The organism is Pseudomonas sp. FDAARGOS_761 (genome assembly GCF_013343155.1).
In the GTDB taxonomy this organism is placed as follows: Bacteria; Pseudomonadota; Gammaproteobacteria; order Pseudomonadales; family Pseudomonadaceae; genus Pseudomonas; species Pseudomonas aeruginosa.
The window spans coordinates 3,974,966-3,991,323 of record NZ_CP054572.1 but is presented as its reverse complement, the minus strand read 5'-3'; the positions used below and the strand labels follow the sequence as shown (position 1 = coordinate 3,991,323).

General features: G+C 67.2%; 15 protein-coding genes. 8 read left to right on the top strand and 7 right to left on the bottom strand.

Annotation, left to right across the window (positions count from 1 at the left end; translation table 11 throughout):
• Positions 1 to 30: 30 nt before the first annotated feature.
• The 5 genes from rhlR (at position 31) to rarD (ending at position 4,353) form a co-directional block, all read left to right on the top strand.
• Complete coding sequence (gene rhlR / locus FOC67_RS18610; protein WP_003119559.1) at positions 31 to 756, top strand: transcriptional regulator RhlR; 726 nt, start codon at positions 31 to 33, stop codon at positions 754 to 756.
• Between the two features lie 180 nt (positions 757 to 936).
• On the top strand, positions 937 to 1,542 hold the full coding sequence (gene rhlI, locus FOC67_RS18605) for an acyl-homoserine-lactone synthase (RefSeq protein ID WP_003111059.1): 606 nt from the start codon (positions 937 to 939) through the stop codon (positions 1,540 to 1,542).
• A gap of 154 nt (positions 1,543 to 1,696) precedes the next feature.
• A complete protein-coding gene (gene pheC, locus FOC67_RS18600; RefSeq protein WP_003092003.1) occupies positions 1,697 to 2,503 on the top strand; it encodes a cyclohexadienyl dehydratase in 807 nt (268 codons plus the stop codon).
• A 93-nt stretch (positions 2,504 to 2,596) separates the two neighbouring features.
• Positions 2,597 to 3,457 carry a carboxylate/amino acid/amine transporter gene (locus FOC67_RS18595; RefSeq protein WP_003092000.1) on the top strand — a complete coding sequence of 287 codons (861 nt, stop codon included), beginning with the start codon at positions 2,597 to 2,599 and terminating at the stop codon, positions 3,455 to 3,457.
• The gene (gene rarD, locus FOC67_RS18590; RefSeq protein WP_003091995.1) at positions 3,454 to 4,353 is read left to right on the top strand and encodes an EamA family transporter RarD; all 900 of its coding nucleotides are present in this window, start codon (positions 3,454 to 3,456) and stop codon (positions 4,351 to 4,353) included. Before FOC67_RS18595 ends, rarD begins: the two co-directional genes overlap by 4 nt.
• Before the next feature lie 20 nt (positions 4,354 to 4,373).
• On the opposite strand, the gene FOC67_RS18585 is transcribed toward rarD, so the two are convergent.
• Positions 4,374 to 4,970 carry a C40 family peptidase gene (locus FOC67_RS18585; protein WP_009313625.1) on the bottom strand — a complete coding sequence of 199 codons (597 nt, stop codon included), beginning with the start codon at positions 4,968 to 4,970 and terminating at the stop codon, positions 4,374 to 4,376.
• Between the two features lie 456 nt (positions 4,971 to 5,426).
• Here FOC67_RS18585 and FOC67_RS18580 point away from each other — a divergent pair, with 456 nt between their 5' ends.
• Entirely contained in the window at positions 5,427 to 7,121 is a 1,695-nt protein-coding gene (locus FOC67_RS18580) for an NAD-dependent malic enzyme (protein WP_003091987.1), read from the top strand.
• A gap of 121 nt (positions 7,122 to 7,242) precedes the next feature.
• Here FOC67_RS18580 and FOC67_RS18575 read toward each other — a convergent pair whose 3' ends face one another.
• From FOC67_RS18575 to FOC67_RS18560, 4 genes are all read right to left on the bottom strand, one after another.
• The gene (locus FOC67_RS18575; protein ID WP_003113894.1) at positions 7,243 to 7,701 is read right to left on the bottom strand and encodes an NUDIX domain-containing protein; all 459 of its coding nucleotides are present in this window, start codon (positions 7,699 to 7,701) and stop codon (positions 7,243 to 7,245) included.
• Positions 7,698 to 8,240: a dihydrofolate reductase family protein gene (locus FOC67_RS18570; RefSeq protein WP_003111057.1), complete on the bottom strand. Its 543-nt coding sequence runs from the start codon at positions 8,238 to 8,240 to the stop codon at positions 7,698 to 7,700. The genes FOC67_RS18575 and FOC67_RS18570 overlap by 4 nt, the downstream gene beginning before the upstream one ends.
• Positions 8,241 to 8,257: 17 nt before the next feature.
• On the bottom strand, positions 8,258 to 9,586 hold the full coding sequence (locus tag FOC67_RS18565; protein ID WP_009313626.1) for a mechanosensitive ion channel family protein: 1,329 nt from the start codon (positions 9,584 to 9,586) through the stop codon (positions 8,258 to 8,260).
• Positions 9,587 to 9,753: 167 nt separating this feature from the next.
• Positions 9,754 to 11,121 (bottom strand): MFS transporter, encoded by a 1,368-nt coding sequence (locus FOC67_RS18560; RefSeq protein WP_009313627.1) that lies wholly within the window; start codon positions 11,119 to 11,121, stop codon positions 9,754 to 9,756.
• Positions 11,122 to 11,306: 185 nt separating this feature from the next.
• Here FOC67_RS18560 and FOC67_RS18555 point away from each other — a divergent pair, with 185 nt between their 5' ends.
• Positions 11,307 to 12,647, top strand: a complete 1,341-nt coding sequence (locus FOC67_RS18555; RefSeq protein ID WP_009313628.1) for a DEAD/DEAH box helicase — start codon at positions 11,307 to 11,309, stop codon at positions 12,645 to 12,647.
• A gap of 70 nt (positions 12,648 to 12,717) precedes the next feature.
• Here the strand turns inward: FOC67_RS18555 and FOC67_RS18550 are convergent, their stop codons facing one another.
• The gene (locus FOC67_RS18550; RefSeq protein WP_003103747.1) at positions 12,718 to 14,433 is read right to left on the bottom strand and encodes an MFS transporter; all 1,716 of its coding nucleotides are present in this window, start codon (positions 14,431 to 14,433) and stop codon (positions 12,718 to 12,720) included.
• A gap of 216 nt (positions 14,434 to 14,649) precedes the next feature.
• On the opposite strand from FOC67_RS18550, the gene FOC67_RS18545 reads away from it, so the two are divergent.
• Positions 14,650 to 15,975, top strand: coding sequence for a phospholipase (locus FOC67_RS18545; protein WP_009313629.1), 1,326 nt, complete (start codon positions 14,650 to 14,652; stop codon positions 15,973 to 15,975).
• A 117-nt stretch (positions 15,976 to 16,092) separates the two neighbouring features.
• Here FOC67_RS18545 and FOC67_RS18540 read toward each other — a convergent pair whose 3' ends face one another.
• Complete coding sequence (locus tag FOC67_RS18540) at positions 16,093 to 16,323, bottom strand: YheU family protein (RefSeq protein ID WP_003091959.1); 231 nt, start codon at positions 16,321 to 16,323, stop codon at positions 16,093 to 16,095.
• Between the last annotated feature and the right edge of the window lie 35 nt (positions 16,324 to 16,358).

The window sequence follows — 16,358 nt, the reverse complement described above, 5'->3', positions numbered from 1 at the left end:
GATGCATTTTATCGATCAGGGCTTACTGCAATGAGGAATGACGGAGGCTTTTTGCTGTGGTGGGACGGTTTGCGTAGCGAGATGCAGCCGATCCACGACAGCCAGGGCGTGTTCGCCGTCCTGGAAAAGGAAGTGCGGCGCCTGGGCTTCGATTACTACGCCTATGGCGTGCGCCACACGATTCCCTTCACCCGGCCGAAGACCGAGGTCCATGGCACCTATCCCAAGGCCTGGCTGGAGCGATACCAGATGCAGAACTACGGGGCCGTGGATCCGGCGATCCTCAACGGCCTGCGCTCCTCGGAAATGGTGGTCTGGAGCGACAGCCTGTTCGACCAGAGCCGGATGCTCTGGAACGAGGCTCGCGATTGGGGCCTCTGTGTCGGCGCGACCCTGCCGATCCGCGCGCCGAACAATTTGCTCAGCGTGCTTTCCGTGGCGCGCGACCAGCAGAACATCTCCAGCTTCGAGCGCGAGGAAATCCGCCTGCGGCTGCGTTGCATGATCGAGTTGCTGACCCAGAAGCTGACCGACCTGGAGCATCCGATGCTGATGTCCAACCCGGTCTGCCTGAGCCATCGCGAACGCGAGATCCTGCAATGGACCGCCGACGGCAAGAGTTCCGGGGAAATCGCCATCATCCTGAGCATCTCCGAGAGCACGGTGAACTTCCACCACAAGAACATCCAGAAGAAGTTCGACGCGCCGAACAAGACGCTGGCTGCTGCCTACGCCGCGGCGCTGGGCCTCATCTGAAGCGCAGGGCGCGCCGGCCGGCGCGCCCTACCAGATCTGGCAGGTTGCCTGCCGTTCATCCTCCTTTAGTCTTCCCCCTCATGTGTGTGCTGGTATGTCCTCCGACTGAGAGGGCCCAGGAGTATCAGGGTAGGGATGCCGCCTTTTTTTTCTCGGCCGGCACGACACGGGGACTTGGTCATGATCGAATTGCTCTCTGAATCGCTGGAAGGGCTTTCCGCCGCCATGATCGCCGAGCTGGGACGCTACCGGCATCAAGTCTTCATCGAGAAGCTGGGCTGGGACGTGGTCTCCACCTCCAGGGTCCGCGACCAGGAATTCGACCAGTTCGACCATCCGCAAACCCGCTACATCGTCGCCATGGGCCGCCAGGGTATCTGCGGTTGTGCCCGCCTGTTGCCGACGACCGACGCCTACCTGCTCAAGGAAGTCTTCGCCTACCTGTGCAGCGAAACCCCGCCCAGCGATCCGTCGGTATGGGAGCTTTCGCGCTACGCCGCCAGCGCGGCGGACGATCCGCAACTGGCGATGAAGATATTCTGGTCCAGCCTGCAATGCGCCTGGTACCTGGGCGCCAGTTCGGTGGTCGCGGTGACCACCACGGCCATGGAGCGCTATTTCGTTCGCAACGGCGTGATCCTCCAGCGCCTCGGCCCGCCGCAGAAGGTCAAGGGCGAGACGCTGGTCGCGATCAGCTTCCCGGCCTACCAGGAGCGCGGCCTGGAGATGCTGCTGCGCTACCACCCGGAATGGCTGCAGGGCGTACCGCTGTCGATGGCGGTGTGAGGTCGTCAGCCGTTTCGCGCACTTTTTTCCGCTTCTCCTGCCGCATGCTCGGCCCGCGCCCCGGCGTCATCGGGCGTTCCCCTGCATTCCGGGATTTGGCCGGGGCTGCGGACTTGCGTAGTCTCTCTGCGGTCCGCCATCCCGAGGAGTCGCCATGCCGAAGTCATTCCGCCATCTCGTCCAGGCCCTGGCCTGCCTTGCGCTGCTGGCCAGCGCCAGCCTCCAGGCGCAGGAGAGCCGCCTCGACCGCATCCTCGAAAGCGGCGTGCTGCGCGTCGCCACCACGGGCGACTACAAGCCCTTCAGCTACCGCACGGAAGAGGGCGGTTACGCCGGTTTCGACGTGGACATGGCGCAGCGCCTGGCCGAGAGCCTGGGGGCCAAGCTGGTAGTGGTGCCGACCAGTTGGCCGAACCTGATGCGCGATTTCGCCGACGACCGCTTCGACATCGCCATGAGCGGCATCTCGATCAACCTGGAGCGCCAGCGCCAGGCGTATTTCTCGATTCCCTACCTGCGCGACGGCAAGACGCCGATCACCCTCTGTAGCGAAGAAGCGCGTTTCCAGACCCTGGAGCAGATCGACCAGCCGGGCGTGACGGCCATCGTCAACCCCGGCGGCACCAACGAGAAGTTCGCCCGGGCGAACCTGAAGAAGGCCCGGATCCTGGTGCATCCGGACAACGTGACGATCTTTCAGCAGATCGTCGACGGCAAGGCTGACCTGATGATGACCGACGCCATCGAGGCCCGCCTGCAGTCGCGTCTGCACCCGGAACTCTGCGCCGTGCATCCGCAGCAACCCTTCGACTTCGCCGAGAAGGCCTACCTGCTGCCGCGCGACGAGGCCTTCAAGCGCTACGTCGACCAGTGGCTGCACATCGCCGAGCAGAGTGGCTTGTTGCGCCAGCGCATGGAGCACTGGCTCGAATACCGCTGGCCCACCGCGCACGGCAAGTAGTACAGGGGCGGCGAGGTTGGCCGCGGGCCCGCGCGGCCTTCCTTGGCGGCGGCAAAAACGTTATGGTCGGCGCCCCATCCTGGTGCCTGGTCCATGCGTTATCTACTGTTCGTCACCGTCCTCTGGGCGTTCTCCTTCAACCTGATCGGCGAGTACCTCGCCGGCCAGGTCGACAGCTACTTCGCCGTGCTTACCCGGGTCCTTCTCGCTGGCCTGGTGTTTCTCCCGCTGACCCGCTGGCGCGGCGTCGAACCGCGTTTCGTCGGCGGGGTGATGCTGGTCGGCGCGCTGCAGTTCGGCATCACCTACGTCTGCCTGTACCTGAGCTTCAACGTGCTGACGGTGCCCGAGGTGCTGCTGTTCACCGTGCTGACGCCGGTCCACGTGGCCCTGTTCGACGACCTGCTCAACCGCCGCTTCAACTTCTGGGCCCTGGCCGCCGCGCTGGTGGCGGTGCTGGGCGCGGCGATCATCCGCTACGACGGGATCACCGGCGAGTTCCTCCAGGGCTTCCTGCTGCTGCAACTGGCCAACGCCACCTTCGCCGCCGGCCAGGTGCTGTACAAGCGCCTGGTGCGCAAGTACCCGTCCGAGCTGCCGCAGCGCCAGCGCTTCGGTTATTTCTTCGTTGGCGCGCTGCTGGTGGCGTTGCCTGCCTGGCTGCTGTTCGGCGATCCGCAGCGCCTGCCGGCCGGCGAGCTGCAATGGGGCGTACTGGTATGGATGGGGCTGCTGGCCACCGCCCTCGGCCAGTTCTGGTGGAACAAGGGCGCCACCGAGGTGGACGCCGGTACCCTGGCGGTGATGAACAACCTGCACGTGCCGGTCGGGTTGCTGCTCAACCTGCTGATCTGGAACCAGCACGCCGACCTGCCGCGCCTGGCCCTGGGCGGCGCGGTGATCGTCGCTTCGCTGTGGGTCAACCGGCTCGGCCGGCGCGAGGTGCGTGCATGAGGATTTCCGGACAGGGCGTGCTGCTGTCGCTGGCCGCCTCGGTGCTGTTCGTTACCCTGCCGGGCTACGTCCACCTGCTGGAGCCGCTGGACAGCCTGCAGGTGGTGGCGCATCGGGTGGTCTGGTCGATCCCGATGGTATTCCTGCTGGTCGTCGCCACCCGCCAGTGGCCGACCCTGCGTGCCGCCTGGCGCCGGCTGTTCGCCGAGCCCTGGCTGCTGGCCTGCTTCCCGCTGACCGCGGCGATGATGCTGCTGCAATGGGGCATCTTCATCTGGGCGCCGTTGGCCGGGAAGACCCTCGAACTGTCGCTGGGCTACTTCCTCCTGCCGCTGGCGATGGTGCTGGTGGGGCGGGTGTTCTACGGCGAGCGCCTGACGCCGCTGCAGGCTATCGCCGTGGCCTGCGCGCTGGCCGGGGTGCTCCACGAGTTCTGGCTGACCCGCGCGTTCTCCTGGGTCTCCCTGGTCACCGCGCTGGGCTATCCCCCGTACTTCATGCTGCGGCGCAGGATGGGCGTGGACGCGCTGTCCGGGTTCGTCTTCGAGATGCTCTTCCTGCTGCCGCTGGCGCTGGCCGCGCTGTACTGGCTGGGCGACGAGAGCCAGGCCTTCCGCGAGGCGCCGCGCCTGTGGCTGCTGCTGCCGATGCTGGGGCTGATCAGCGCGCTGGCCTTCGGCGCGATGATGGCTTCCAGCCGACTGCTGCCGATGGGGCTGTTCGGGATTCTCAGCTACGTCGAACCGGTGCTGCTGTTCCTGGTGGCGGTACTGTTCCTCGGCGAGGCGTTCCGTCCCGAGCAGCTATGGACCTACGCGCCGATCTGGCTGGCGGTGCTGTTGACCGGCTGGGACAGCGCACGCCTGCTGAGGAAACAGGCGCGACGGGGCATCTGAGCGAGCCGCAGGCGCCGGAATCAGCGCTTGCGGGTGCTTTCGACCTGGGCGAGGGTGGTCGGCAGGATGCGCTTGCCGGCCAGGTAGTGGCGTTTCCAGTAGCTGCTGTTGAGGTCGGAGACGCGGACCTTCTTGCCGCGCCGCGGCGCGTGCACGAAGCGGTCGTTGCCGACGTAGATGCCGACGTGGTCGACGCTGCGGCTGCGGATCCGGAAGAACACCAGGTCGCCCGGTTGCAGCTTGCCGCGGGAGACCTTGTTGTTGTCCATGTTGTAGATGGCGCGGGCGGTCCGCGGCAGGTCGACGTCATCGACGTCCTGGAACACATAGTTGACCAGGCCGCTGCAATCGAAGCCTTTCTTCGGCGTGGTGCCGCCCCAGCGGTAGGGGGTGCCGATCATGCTGAAGGCGCGGTCGGTGACTTCGGAAGCGGCGGCCGCGATCACCGAGCGGTTGGCGGACTGGCGGGTACTGACGACCCGGCTGGGCGACAGGGTGGAATTCTTCGACGGCTTGAAGGTGTGGGTGACCTGGTTGGAAGCCAGGCTGGGCGTCGAGAGGGCGGCCAGAAGGGCCGCGAAGCCTACAGACAGGCATGTCAAAAAGGGTGAACGCATTTCGGCATGTCTTCGCGTGCGTGAATAACGGTCCAGGCTTCCGCTGGTTCGTGGTTACTCTCTGTTCATCGGAGTGTCTTCTGGGTGACCGGAACGAGCCCTCCTGACTCTTCCGACCAGGCCGTCAAACGAAACGGCCAACTGCTTCCGGGCCTGGATGCATTCAGGTTGTCCCGGCGATAACGGGCTTCACGAAGGAAAATCGGGGACTCATCGGCGTTCCCAGCGTATTCCCCTACGAAAGCGGCGGCTATTGTGACCTATTTTGACGCCAGCCTTCTGACCATTCGTCGAATGGTCGGTTCCGGATGTGACGCGCCGGTTTCGCCGTGCAAGTGGCGATACTTGCGGGTCCGGCAATGACCTGTTGTTCGCCGTGGCCTTGGAAAGCCTCTGCGCCGGGGGTATGTTCGTGGTCCCCGTACCCGAGTGAAGCCCGTAGAAGCGAGTCCAGATATGACCGAAACAGCCAAGCGTCCCTTGTACGTTCCCCATGCCGGCCCTTCGCTGCTGGAGATGCCGCTGCTGAACAAAGGCAGCGCGTTCAGTACCCAGGAACGCATCGATTTCAACCTGCAGGGCCTGCTGCCGCACAACATCGAGACCATCGAGGAGCAGACCGAGCGCGCCTACAGCCAGTACAACCTGTGCAACACCGATCTGGACCGCCACATCTTCCTGCGCTCGATCCAGGACAACAACGAGACCCTGTTCTTCCGCCTGCTCGAGGAGCACCTGGAAGAAATGATGCCGATCATCTACACCCCCACGGTCGGTCAGGCCTGCCAGGAGTTCTCGAAGATCTACCGGACCCACCGCGGCCTGTTCATCTCCTACCCGGACCGCGAGCGGATCGACGACATCCTGCGCAGCGCCACCAAGAACAACGTGAAGATCGTGGTGGTCACCGACAGCGAGCGGATCCTCGGCCTCGGCGACCAGGGCATCGGCGGGATGGGCATCCCGATCGGCAAGCTGTCGCTGTACACCGCCTGCGGCGGTATCAGCCCGGCCTACACCCTGCCGGTGGTGCTGGACGTCGGCACCAACAACCCGGACCTGCTCAACGACCCGATGTACATGGGCTGGCGCCACGAGCGGGTGAGCGGGGCGCAGTACGAGGAGTTCGTCGACCTGTTCATCCAGGCGATCAAGCGCCGCTGGCCCAACGTCCTGCTGCAATTCGAGGACTTCGCCCAGACCAATGCCATGCCGTTGCTGGAGCGCTACAAGGACGAGCTGTGCTGCTTCAACGACGACATCCAGGGCACCGCCGCGGTGGCCGTGGGCACCCTGCTGGCGGCTTGCAAGGCCAAGGGCGAGAAGCTCAGCGAGCAGACCGTGACCTTCGTCGGCGCCGGCTCCGCCGGTTGCGGCATCGCCGAACAGATCATCGCCGCCATGCAACTGGAGGGCCTGGACGAGGCCCAGGCGCGTCGGCGCATCTTCATGGTCGACCGCTGGGGCCTGCTCACCGACGACATGAGCAACCTGCTCGACTTCCAGCACCGCCTGGCGCAGAAGCGCGCCGACCTCGGTGCCTGGGGCGGCCAGCAGGGCGACGACCTGGCGTTGCTGGAAGTGATCCGCAATGCCCGGCCGACGGTGCTGATCGGCGTCTCCGGGCAGCGCGGGCTGTTTTCCGAAGAGGTCATCCGTGAGCTGCACAGCCATTGCAAGCAGCCGCTGGTGATGCCGCTGTCCAACCCGACCTCGCGGGTCGAGGCGACTCCGCAGGAAATCCTCAACTGGACCGACGGCCAGGCGCTGGTCGCCACCGGTAGCCCGTTCCAACCGGTGCAGGTGGGCGACAAGCGGATTCCCATCGCCCAGTGCAACAACGCCTATATCTTCCCCGGCATCGGCCTGGGGGTGATCGCCGCGCGGGCCAACCGGGTCACCGAAGGCATGCTGATGGCCGCGGCCAACGCCCTGGCCAACTGCTCGCCGATCGTTACCCGGGGCGAGGGCGCCGTGTTGCCGGCGCTGGGTGACATCCGCGAGGTCAGCAAGCGCATCGCCGTCGCCGTGGCCAAGCAGGCCCAGGCCGAGGGCAAGGCCCTGCATACCAGCGACGAGGTATTGAACGACGCCATCGAGGCGAACTTCTGGTTCCCGCGCTACCGTGCCTACCGCCGGACTTCGTTCTGAGGCTTAGCCGCAGGCTGCGCACAAGGGAGAGGCGTTAACCGCCGATATTCCGCGCGATCGGTGCGAGAACGCGAAAAGGCCACCCCGAGGTGGCCTTTTTCGTTGACGGTAGCGCTAGCGCTCAGCGCACATGATCGGGGCGCGTCCGGTGTTCGGCCTGGGTTTCCGGGTTTTCCGCCGCGCGCCGCGCCAGGGCCGGCAGGACATGATCGCGCAGCAGCGGCGCGAGATTGTCCGGCTGCGCTTGGCCGGGGACCAGCCAGGCCAGTTCCTCCAGCTCCGCCTGCGCACAGACGGCGTGGGGCAGGCGGGCGACGTAGATATCGGCATCGACGCGGGTGTTCGCCTCGTTGGCCGCCGGCGCCTGGAAGCTGCCGAGGTGCTCGAAGGTCGAGGCGCCCATCGGCAGGCGCAGTTCCTCCAGCAGTTCGCGCTGTAGCGCGGCGAGGGGCGTTTCGCCCGGCTCGCGCTTGCCGCCCGGGAGCATGAAGGCCTGGGTGCCGCGCTTGCGCACCAGCAGCAGGTTGCCCTGGTCGTCGAACAGGCAGGCGGCGGAAATGCTCAGCAGGTTGTCGGTCATTGCGGGTCGTCCTCGGCGATCACCTGGTAGCGCATCTGTACGATGCCGCTGTTGTAGCCATGTTGTTCCAGCAGTTGCAGGCGCCGCTCGCGGCCGCCGGCGAACAGCGGGATGCCGGCGCCGAGCAGTTGCGGAATGACGCTGACGATCACCTCGTCGAGCAGCCCGGCCGCCAGGCAACTACCGGCCAGGCTGCCGCCGCCGGCCAGCCAGATCCGCCGGCAGCCCTGTTCGCCGAGGCGCGCGAGGCCTTCCTGGGGTGTGACGTGGCGCAACTCGACGCCTTCCGCTGCGCTTTCCTGCGGGTTGCGGGTGAGTACCTGGCAGGGTTTGCCCGGATACGGCCAGTCGCCGAAGCCGCGCACGATATCGTAGGTGCCGCGGCCCATCAGCAGGCCGTCGATGCCCTGGTAGAAGCTCTTGTAGCCGTGGTCGTTGCCGCCCTCGGCGAAACGGTCGAGCCAGTCGACGCTGCCGTCGGGGCGGGCGATGAAACCGTCCAGGCTGGCGGCGACGTAGTAGGTCAGGTGCGGTTTCATGGACGGTTTTCCTCGGTTCAGGCGGTGGCTTCGTCGCTGCGGCTCGGCGCGGCCAGCGCCTCGAACGAGCGGGCCCCGGCGTCACGCCCTTCGAGCATGCCTTGCAGCCCCTGGCGCAGGTCCTGGCCGCTGGGGTGCTGGTAGGCGCCGAGGCCGAACTCCGGCATCACCGCCAGCAGGTAGTCGAACACGTCGCCCTGGATGCGCTCGTAGTCGACCCAGGCGGTGGTGCGGGTGAAGCAGTATATCTCCAGCGGGATGCCCTGGGCGGTCGGCTGCAACTGGCGGACCATGCAGGTCATGTGCGGATGGATGTCCGGGTGGTTCTGCAGGTAGGCGAGGGCGTAGGCGCGGAACGTACCGATGTTGGTCAGCCGGCGGCGGTTGGCGGCCAGCGGGGCGACCCCGCCGTTGGCGGCATTCCACTCCTGCAACTCGGTCTGCTTGCGGGCCATGTATTCGGTGAGCAGGCGCACCTGGCTCAGGCGCCGCTCTTCCTTCTCGTCGAGGAAACGCACCTGGCTGGAGTCGACGTAGATCGCCCGCTTGATCCGCCGTCCGCCGGACTGCTGCATGCCGCGCCAGTTCTTGAACGACTCCGACATCAGGCGCCAGGTCGGCACCGAGACGATGGTCTTGTCGAAGTTCTGCACCTTCACGGTGTACAGGGTGATGTCCACCACGTCGCCGTCGGCGCCGACCTGCGGCATCTCGATCCAGTCGCCGACCCGCAGCATGTCGTTGCTGGTGAGCTGCACGCTGGCGACGAAGGACATCAGGGTGTCCTTGTAGACCAGCAGGAGGACCGCCGACATCGCGCCGAGGCCGGACAGCAGCAGGAGCGGCGAGCGGTCGATGATGATCGAGACGATGATGATCGCGCCGAACACGAACACGGCGATCTTCGCCAGTTGCACGTAGCCCTTGATCGAACGGGTGCGGGCATGCTCGGTACGCGCGTAGATGTCCAGCAGGGCATTCAGCAGCGCGGTGAGGGCGAGGATCAGGAACAGCACGGTGAAGGCCAGTGCCAGGTTGCCGAGGAAGTGCGCGGCCTTGTCCGGCATCTCCGGGATCCATGGCAGGCCGAATTGCACCAGCAGCGAGGGCGTGGTCTGTGCCAGGCGCTGGAACACCTTGTTGCGGATCAGGTCGCCGAGCCAGTGCAGCGCGGGCTGGCGGGCGAGCAGGTTGGCGGCGTAGAGGACGATGTAGCGGGCCACCCGGCCGAGAATCAGGGCGCCCACCAGCAGCAGGCCGAAGGCCAGGCCGGCGTGCAGGATAGGGTGTTGGTCGAGCGCCGACCAGTACCCGGAGAGCTGGTCGAGAAGGGATGTGGAGTCCATGGACAGGCGACTTCCTTTGTTGCGGGCGGGGGGGACGGGCCGGCCCCGCGGTTGAACGGAGATCCCGACGCGGGGGCCGGGAACGCACAAAGGAACCAAGAGTGCCCCATCGGGCGCCGGATCGCATCCCCGACGTGTCTACAAAGGTTTTCCGCCGACGCGCGGGCTCAGCCGGCAAGCTCCTCCAGGGTGCGCCCGCGGGTCTCGATGCCGAAGGCCCAGACCACCAGGGCAGCGACGTCGAAACAGAGGGCGCCGAGGGTGAACACCCCGCCCTGGCCGGTGAGCGGCAGGACCAGCCCGGTGACCAGCGGGCCGAGCAGCGAGCCGATCCGCCCGACCGCCGAGGCGAAGCCCGAGCCGGTGGCGCGCGCGGAGGTCGGATAGAGTTCCGGCGTATAGGTGTAGAGCACCGCCCACATGCCGAACAGGAAGAACTGCATGGCCAGGCCGAAGCCGATCAGCAGCGCCAGGCTGCCGCCGAACACCGCGGTCTGGCCGTAGGCGTAGGCCATCGCGCCACCGCCGAGGAGCATCAGCACGCAGCTCGGCTTGCGACCCCAGCTTTCCACCAGCCAGGCCGCGCAGAGGAAGCCGGGTATCCCGGCCAGCGAGATCAGCACCGTGTAGTACACCGACTGGGTGACGGCGAAGCCGGATTGCTGGAGCAGCGCGCTGAGCCAGGAGGTCAGGCCGTAGAAACCGAGCAGGGCGAAGAACCACAGGCCCCAGACGGTCAGGGTGCGGCGCCGGTAGGCTGGCGACCAGAGTTCGGCGAAGGCGCTGAAGAAGCCCGGACGGCTGCGTTCCCGCTGCGGCTGGCGCAGCGGCGGCGGCAGCTCGGTCAGGCCCAGCGAACGCATCACCCGTGCTTCTATGTCGCGCAATACCCGGTCCGCCTGTTCGCGCCGGCCGGCCTGCTCCAGCCAGCGCGGCGACTCGGGAATCAGGAAGCGGATGGCGAGGACGAACACCGCCGGCAGCGCCAGCACCAGGAAAATGCTGCGCCAGCCGGTCAGCGGCAGGAGGAAGTAGGACAGGCAGCCGGCGGCGACGAAGCCCAGCGGCCAGAAGCCGTCCATCAGCGCAATGTACTTGCCGCGGCGGCTGGCCGGGATCATCTCCGACAGCAGCGACTGGGCGATGGGAAACTCCATCCCCATGCCGATCCCCAGCAATACCCGGTAGAAGGTCAGGCTGCCGAGGTCGCCGGCGGTGGAGCACAGGTAGCTGGCCAGGCCCCAGAGCACGATGCTGGCCTGGAATACCGGCTTGCGCCCGAAGCGGTCGGCGAGCATGCCCGACAGGGCCGCGCCGATCACCATGCCGAAGAAGCTCGAGCTGGCCAGCAGCCCGGCCTGCGCCGAGTCGAGCCCGAACTCGGCTTTGATCGAGCCGAGCAGGAAGGTCATCATCGCCAGGTCCATCGAGTCGAAGAAGAACGCCAGCGCGATGATCACGAAGATCAGTCGGTGATACGGACTCAGCGGCAGCCGTTCGAGGCGTTCGGCGGCGGATGCGGGCGCGTCGGGCATGACCTGGTTCCTCTGGGCGGCGGGCGTCGAACGAGTCTGCGATCGCCGCCCGCGCCGCGCTTGCCTGGCGGCGACCCGGCGTCGAGCCGATTGCGACGCCGGCGCTGGCCGTCGCGCCGCGCGAATAAAGCCTGCGCGCCGGCGCGGCAACCGTTAGGCTATGCACCTGTCCATTTTCACGTGCAATGCCGAGGTCTCCCTTGTTCAGCCAATTTCCCCTCCACGAACGCCTGCTGAAGGCACTGGAAAGCCTGTCCTTCAGCGAGCCGACGCCGGTCCAGGCCGCGGCCATTCCCAAGGCGCTGGAGGGGCACGACCTGCGGGTCACGGCGCAGACCGGCAGCGGCAAGACCGCGGCCTTCCTGCTGCCGCTGCTGCACCGCCTGCTGGCCGAGGACAAGCCGCGCTCCCTGGCGCGCGCGCTGATCCTCCTGCCGACCCGCGAGCTGGCCCAGCAGACCCTCAAGGAAGTCGAGCGCTTCGCCCAGTTCACCTTCATCAAGGCCTGCCTGATCACTGGCGGCGAGGACTTCAAGGTGCAGGGCGCGCGCCTGCGCAAGAACCCGGAGATCATCATCGGCACCCCCGGCCGCCTGCTCGAGCAGCGCAACGCCGGCAACCTGCCGTTGCAGGACATCGAGGTGCTGGTGCTGGACGAGGCCGACCGCATGCTCGACATGGGCTTCGCCGACGACGTGCTGGCCCTGGCCAATGCCTGCCCGGCCGAGCGCCAGACCCTGCTGTTCTCCGCCACCCACAGCGGCGCCGGGTTGAACAAGGTGATCGCCGAGGTGCTGCGCGAGCCGCAAGTGCTGCGCCTGAACCAGGTCGGCGAGCTGAACGAGAACGTCCGCCAGCAGGTCATCACCGCCGACGACGTGGCGCACAAGGAACAGTTGCTGCAATGGCTGCTGAGCAACGAGACCTACACCAAGGCCATCGTCTTCACCAATACCCGGGTCTCCGCCGATCGCCTGACCGGGCGGCTGATCGCCAACCAGCACAAGGTCTTCGTCCTGCATGGCGAGAAGGACCAGAAGGACCGCAAGCTGGCCATCGAGCGCCTGAAGCAGGGCGCGGTGAAGATCCTCGTCGCCACCGACGTCGCCGCACGCGGCCTGGACGTCGAAGGCCTGGACCTGGTGATCAACTTCGACATGCCGCGCAGCGGCGACGAGTACGTGCACCGCATCGGCCGCACCGGTCGCGCCGGCGCCGAGGGCCTGGCGATCTCGCTGATCTGCCATGGCGACTGGAACCTGATGTCGAGCGTCGAACGCTACCTCAAGCAGAACTTCGAACGACGCAACATCAAGGAACTGAAGGCCGCCTACCAGGGGCCGAAGAAACTCAAGGCCTCGGGCAAGGCCGCCGGCAGCAAGAAGAAAAAGCAGGACAGGAAGGGCGCCGCCGCCAAGCCCGCGGCCAAGCGCAAGCCCTCCGCGCGGCCGAAGGCCGGGCCGTCGGCGGTGGTCAGCGCCGACGGCATGGCGCCGCTCAAGCGCAAGAAGCCGACGGCGGAGTGATCGCGCCGGCGTTGGATTGCGGATAACGCCGCTGGCGCTGTCCGCCCCGGGGGACTGCCAGGCCCCGTTCTCAACTCCCCGCCGTCGCGCCCGCCTCGTCGTTGGCCGGCGGCGTGGCGCTCTTCACCAGCGGCGTATCGTAGCTGCTGGCCTCGTAGCTCACGCAATGGCGGATCTGCGGCGGACCGTCGCCGGCATGCAGGGCGGTGACGTTGTCGATGACGATCTTGTCGGCCAGGGTCATGCGGTCGAGCATGCGCAGGTGCTGGATCCAGTTGTCCACCAGGAACAGTTCCTGCCAGACCTCCGGGTTGCTCACGTCGCGGAACAGCGACCAGCGCTCCGCGCCGTTGCGCAGGCGCAGGCGGCGCAGCGGCTGGGCGGCGCGAACGAAGTCGCGGGTGCGCTCGGCGGGAATCCGGTATTCGATGGAGACCAGCACCATGCCCCGCCGCGTGTTGAAGACGAAGCTCGGCTGCCCGGGCATGCTCGCCGGCGCGCGGGAAATACTGGCGGCGTCCATTTCCGGCAGGCGCGAGTTGTACAGGAGGATCACCGAGGCCAGCAGCAGGCAGCCGGCGGCCAGCAGCGCACCGTGCACGGTCATGGTCTCGGCGAGATGGCCCCAGAGGAACGAACCCAGCGCCAGGCCACCGTACAGCGCGGTCTGGTACAACGCCAGGGCGCGCGCCTTGATCCAGTCGGGGACGAGGATCTGCACCGCCGAGTTGTAGGTGGCGAGGGCGCCGATCCAGCAGCCGCCGCCGAGGATCAGCACCGGGAACAGGACCCAGAGGTTGTCTACCAGGCCGAGGGTCAGCAGGATCAGCGCCAGGGTGAAGCCGGCCAGGCTGATCAGCCGGCTGCTGCCGATCCGCTGGCGCAGGCGCGAGACCTGGGTGCTGCCGAGGATCGCGCCGAGGCCGAGGGCGCCGAGCATGTAGCCGTAGATCGCCGCGTCGCCGTCCGGGTTGCGGTGCGCCAGCAGCGGCAGCAGGGCCCAGACCGCGCTGGCGGAGAGGCCGAAGGCGAAGGAGCGCATCATCACCAGGCGGGTGACGGTTGAGTACTGGGTGAAGCGCAGCGCCGCGGTGACGCCTTCGAGGATGCCTTCCGGCGGCAGGCTGCGCTTGGGCACGTCGCGCCGCCACTGCCAGATCGCCCAGATCAGGGCCATGTAGCAGAAGCTGTTGAACAGGAACACCCAGGCCGGTCCCACCGCGCTCAGCAACAGGCCGCCGAGGGCCGGGCCGGCGGCGCGGGCGACGTTGTAGTTGACGCTGTTGAGCAACACCGCGTCGCTGACCATGCGCGCCGGCACCTGCTCGTTGACCGCCGCCTGCCAGGCCGGGATGGTCACCGAGCCGCCGAGGGAGATCCAGAGGATGGAGATGATCAGCAGCACCGGGTCGAGGTAGCCGAGGAAGGCCAGCAGGGTGGCGAACATCGCCCCGGTCATCTCGAAGCTGAGTCCCCAGAGCATGATCTTGCGCCGGTCGTGGTTGTCGGCGATGACCCCGGAGAGGATCGACAGCAGCACCAGCGGCAGCGCCGCGGCGACCTGGATCATCGCCACCATCAGCGGGCTGGCGTGGGCGTCGGTGACCACCCAGGCGGCGGCCACCGACTGGGCCCAGGTGCCGAGGTTGGCGAACAGGTTGCAGATCCAGATGATGCGGAAGGCCTGGATCGAGAACGGCGCCCAGGTGCCGGTGCGTTCTGGCTTGGCCGCTTGGCCTTCGGGTTTGAGGGGCAGGTCGTGCTTGGGCGAAACGGACTGGAGCATCAGATGGGTGCCTTGTATCAGCGTGCCTGATGTCGGGAAAGTCTAGCCGCCTGGCGCCTGGGCGCCATTGATGGCGGTCATGGGGCCGGCCCGGCGTGGATAGACATTGGTCCGATGGCGCTATCGGAGAGTTCCGATGTCCAGGCAGGACAGTGCCCTGGGTGTCCCGCATTGGTAGGCTTGCCGGCACCGAGTCGAGACAAGAGCGAAAAGCCGATGAAGTTGCTGTTGCGTTGCCTGCTGCTGGGGGCGTGGGTCGTCTCGCCGAGCCTGTGGGCCTGGTCCAACCATACGGTGGGCAGCTACCTGGCATTGCGCGAGCTGGCGGCCATCCGCGAGGCGCCGGAAGTCGAGGTGGAGCCGCTGGAGGCGTTCCTCGCCGCCGAGCGCGGCGGACTGGCCGCCCTGCTGGATGAGCAGGAAGCCTACGCCCGTGCGCATATCGGCAACTACCCGGCGCGTCCGGACGCCCTGCGCTTCGCCGCCGAGGGCGAGGCCGGCGACTTGCGCCAGGCGTTCCTCGCGGCGCTGCGGGTCAACCCGGAGATCCGCCTGGCGCTGGCGATCCAGCCGCTTCCCGGGCAGGACCAGCCGCAGCGCCCGCACCTCAAGCCACAGGAGGTGCTGGTGTTCCAGAACCTCTCGCCGTGGACCGCCTGGCGTTTCATCCGCCTGGAGCCCGGCGAGCGAGTCGCGCCCCTGGCAGTGCTGGCCACCGCCGCCGACGAACCGGACTACGGCCACGACATCAACCTGTTCAGCGACAACCCCGGCGAGGCCGGCCAGCGCTACGGCTTCGGCACCCAGCCATTCGGCGACCCGCGCTTCGAGTTCAGCTCCCAGGCGCCGTTCCACATGGGCTTCTACCACGAGGCGGCGGTGATCTACAGCGGCGCGCCGTTCCTCGCCCGGGCCTGGCCGGAATGGCGCGCCTACCAGTACTTCGGCCTGTCCCGCTTCGCCTTCGCCAGCGGTCATCCCTACTGGGGCTACCGGTTCCTTGGCTGGGGCATGCACTACATCCAGGACATCACCCAGCCCTACCACTCCACGCCGCTGCCCGGTGCCAGCCTGGCGGCGATGCTACAGATGGAGGGCAAGGCATTGCTCGGCTACCCGGAGGAAAAACAGGCGGCCATCGAGCGTGTCGCGAACCGCCATACCGCGGTGGAGAAATACCAGTTCGACTGGCTGCGCCAACTGCTCCGCGACGGCCGCCCGCAGCCGATGCTCGACGCCTACGCCGACACCCGCCGCGACGGTGCCTATCCGGCCTATTCGCCGACCTACTTGCGCGAGGTGGTGGCCGCCGAGTCGAACGCCCACGCCGCGGCCTTCGACGCCGCCATCGGCGAATGGCTGGCCGCCCGCCCGGCCTCCGCCGCGCAGGACTTCAGCGAGAGCAACCAGCCACGCCCCGAGGCCCACGACAATGCGGTGCTGAACGCGCAACTGATCGAGCTGATCGGGCATTTCGGCGTGCATAGCCGGAACATCGCTAGGGCGGCGTTGGAGACGGAGGAGGGTGGGGCGAAGGAGTGAGGGGGCGGGCGGATAACCGCGAGCGGTTATTCGCCCTACGGAGCAGGGGCGCTGTCCGGCGTTTCCGGGGTGTGCAGGGCGGCGAACCCGCCCCGCCAGGCGGGTCGATGCCGCGACTCAGTCGCGCAACAGCTCCGCAGGCACCTCGCTGCGCAACATCAACTGGCACTGCTGGCTCTCCGGGTCGAACAGGATCACCGCCTCGCCCCGCCGCAAGGCATGCCGGGCGCGTTCTACACGCACGTCCAGCGGGGTCTCGTCGCCATTGTCGGTGCCTTCGCGGGTGACGAAGTCTTCCAGCAGGTTGTTCAGGGTGTCGGCTTCGAGCAGGTCGTGGGGGATCAGCATGGCGGTACTCCGGTATGGCGGCGAATGCTAGCGCG

Bases quoted from the DNA above. Each gene is read 5' to 3' on its own strand.
- rhlR (WP_003119559.1), top strand. From the start codon at position 31: ATGAGGAATGACGGAGGCTTTTTGCTGTGGTGGGACGGTTTGCGTAGC.
- FOC67_RS18555 (WP_009313628.1), top strand. From the start codon at position 11,307: ATGCCGAGGTCTCCCTTGTTCAGCCAATTTCCCCTCCACGAACGCCTG.
- FOC67_RS18595 (WP_003092000.1), top strand. From the start codon at position 2,597: ATGCGTTATCTACTGTTCGTCACCGTCCTCTGGGCGTTCTCCTTCAAC.
- FOC67_RS18585 (WP_009313625.1), bottom strand. From the start codon at position 4,970: ATGCGTTCACCCTTTTTGACATGCCTGTCTGTAGGCTTCGCGGCCCTT.
- pheC (WP_003092003.1), top strand. From the start codon at position 1,697: ATGCCGAAGTCATTCCGCCATCTCGTCCAGGCCCTGGCCTGCCTTGCG.
- FOC67_RS18575 (WP_003113894.1), bottom strand. From the start codon at position 7,701: ATGACCGACAACCTGCTGAGCATTTCCGCCGCCTGCCTGTTCGACGAC.
- FOC67_RS18540 (WP_003091959.1), bottom strand. From the start codon at position 16,323: ATGCTGATCCCCCACGACCTGCTCGAAGCCGACACCCTGAACAACCTG.
- FOC67_RS18565 (WP_009313626.1), bottom strand. From the start codon at position 9,586: ATGGACTCCACATCCCTTCTCGACCAGCTCTCCGGGTACTGGTCGGCG.
- FOC67_RS18560 (WP_009313627.1), bottom strand. From the start codon at position 11,121: ATGCCCGACGCGCCCGCATCCGCCGCCGAACGCCTCGAACGGCTGCCG.
- FOC67_RS18580 (WP_003091987.1), top strand. From the start codon at position 5,427: ATGACCGAAACAGCCAAGCGTCCCTTGTACGTTCCCCATGCCGGCCCT.
- rarD (WP_003091995.1), top strand. From the start codon at position 3,454: ATGAGGATTTCCGGACAGGGCGTGCTGCTGTCGCTGGCCGCCTCGGTG.
- FOC67_RS18545 (WP_009313629.1), top strand. From the start codon at position 14,650: ATGAAGTTGCTGTTGCGTTGCCTGCTGCTGGGGGCGTGGGTCGTCTCG.
- rhlI (WP_003111059.1), top strand. From the start codon at position 937: ATGATCGAATTGCTCTCTGAATCGCTGGAAGGGCTTTCCGCCGCCATG.
- FOC67_RS18550 (WP_003103747.1), bottom strand. From the start codon at position 14,433: ATGCTCCAGTCCGTTTCGCCCAAGCACGACCTGCCCCTCAAACCCGAA.
- FOC67_RS18570 (WP_003111057.1), bottom strand. From the start codon at position 8,240: ATGAAACCGCACCTGACCTACTACGTCGCCGCCAGCCTGGACGGTTTC.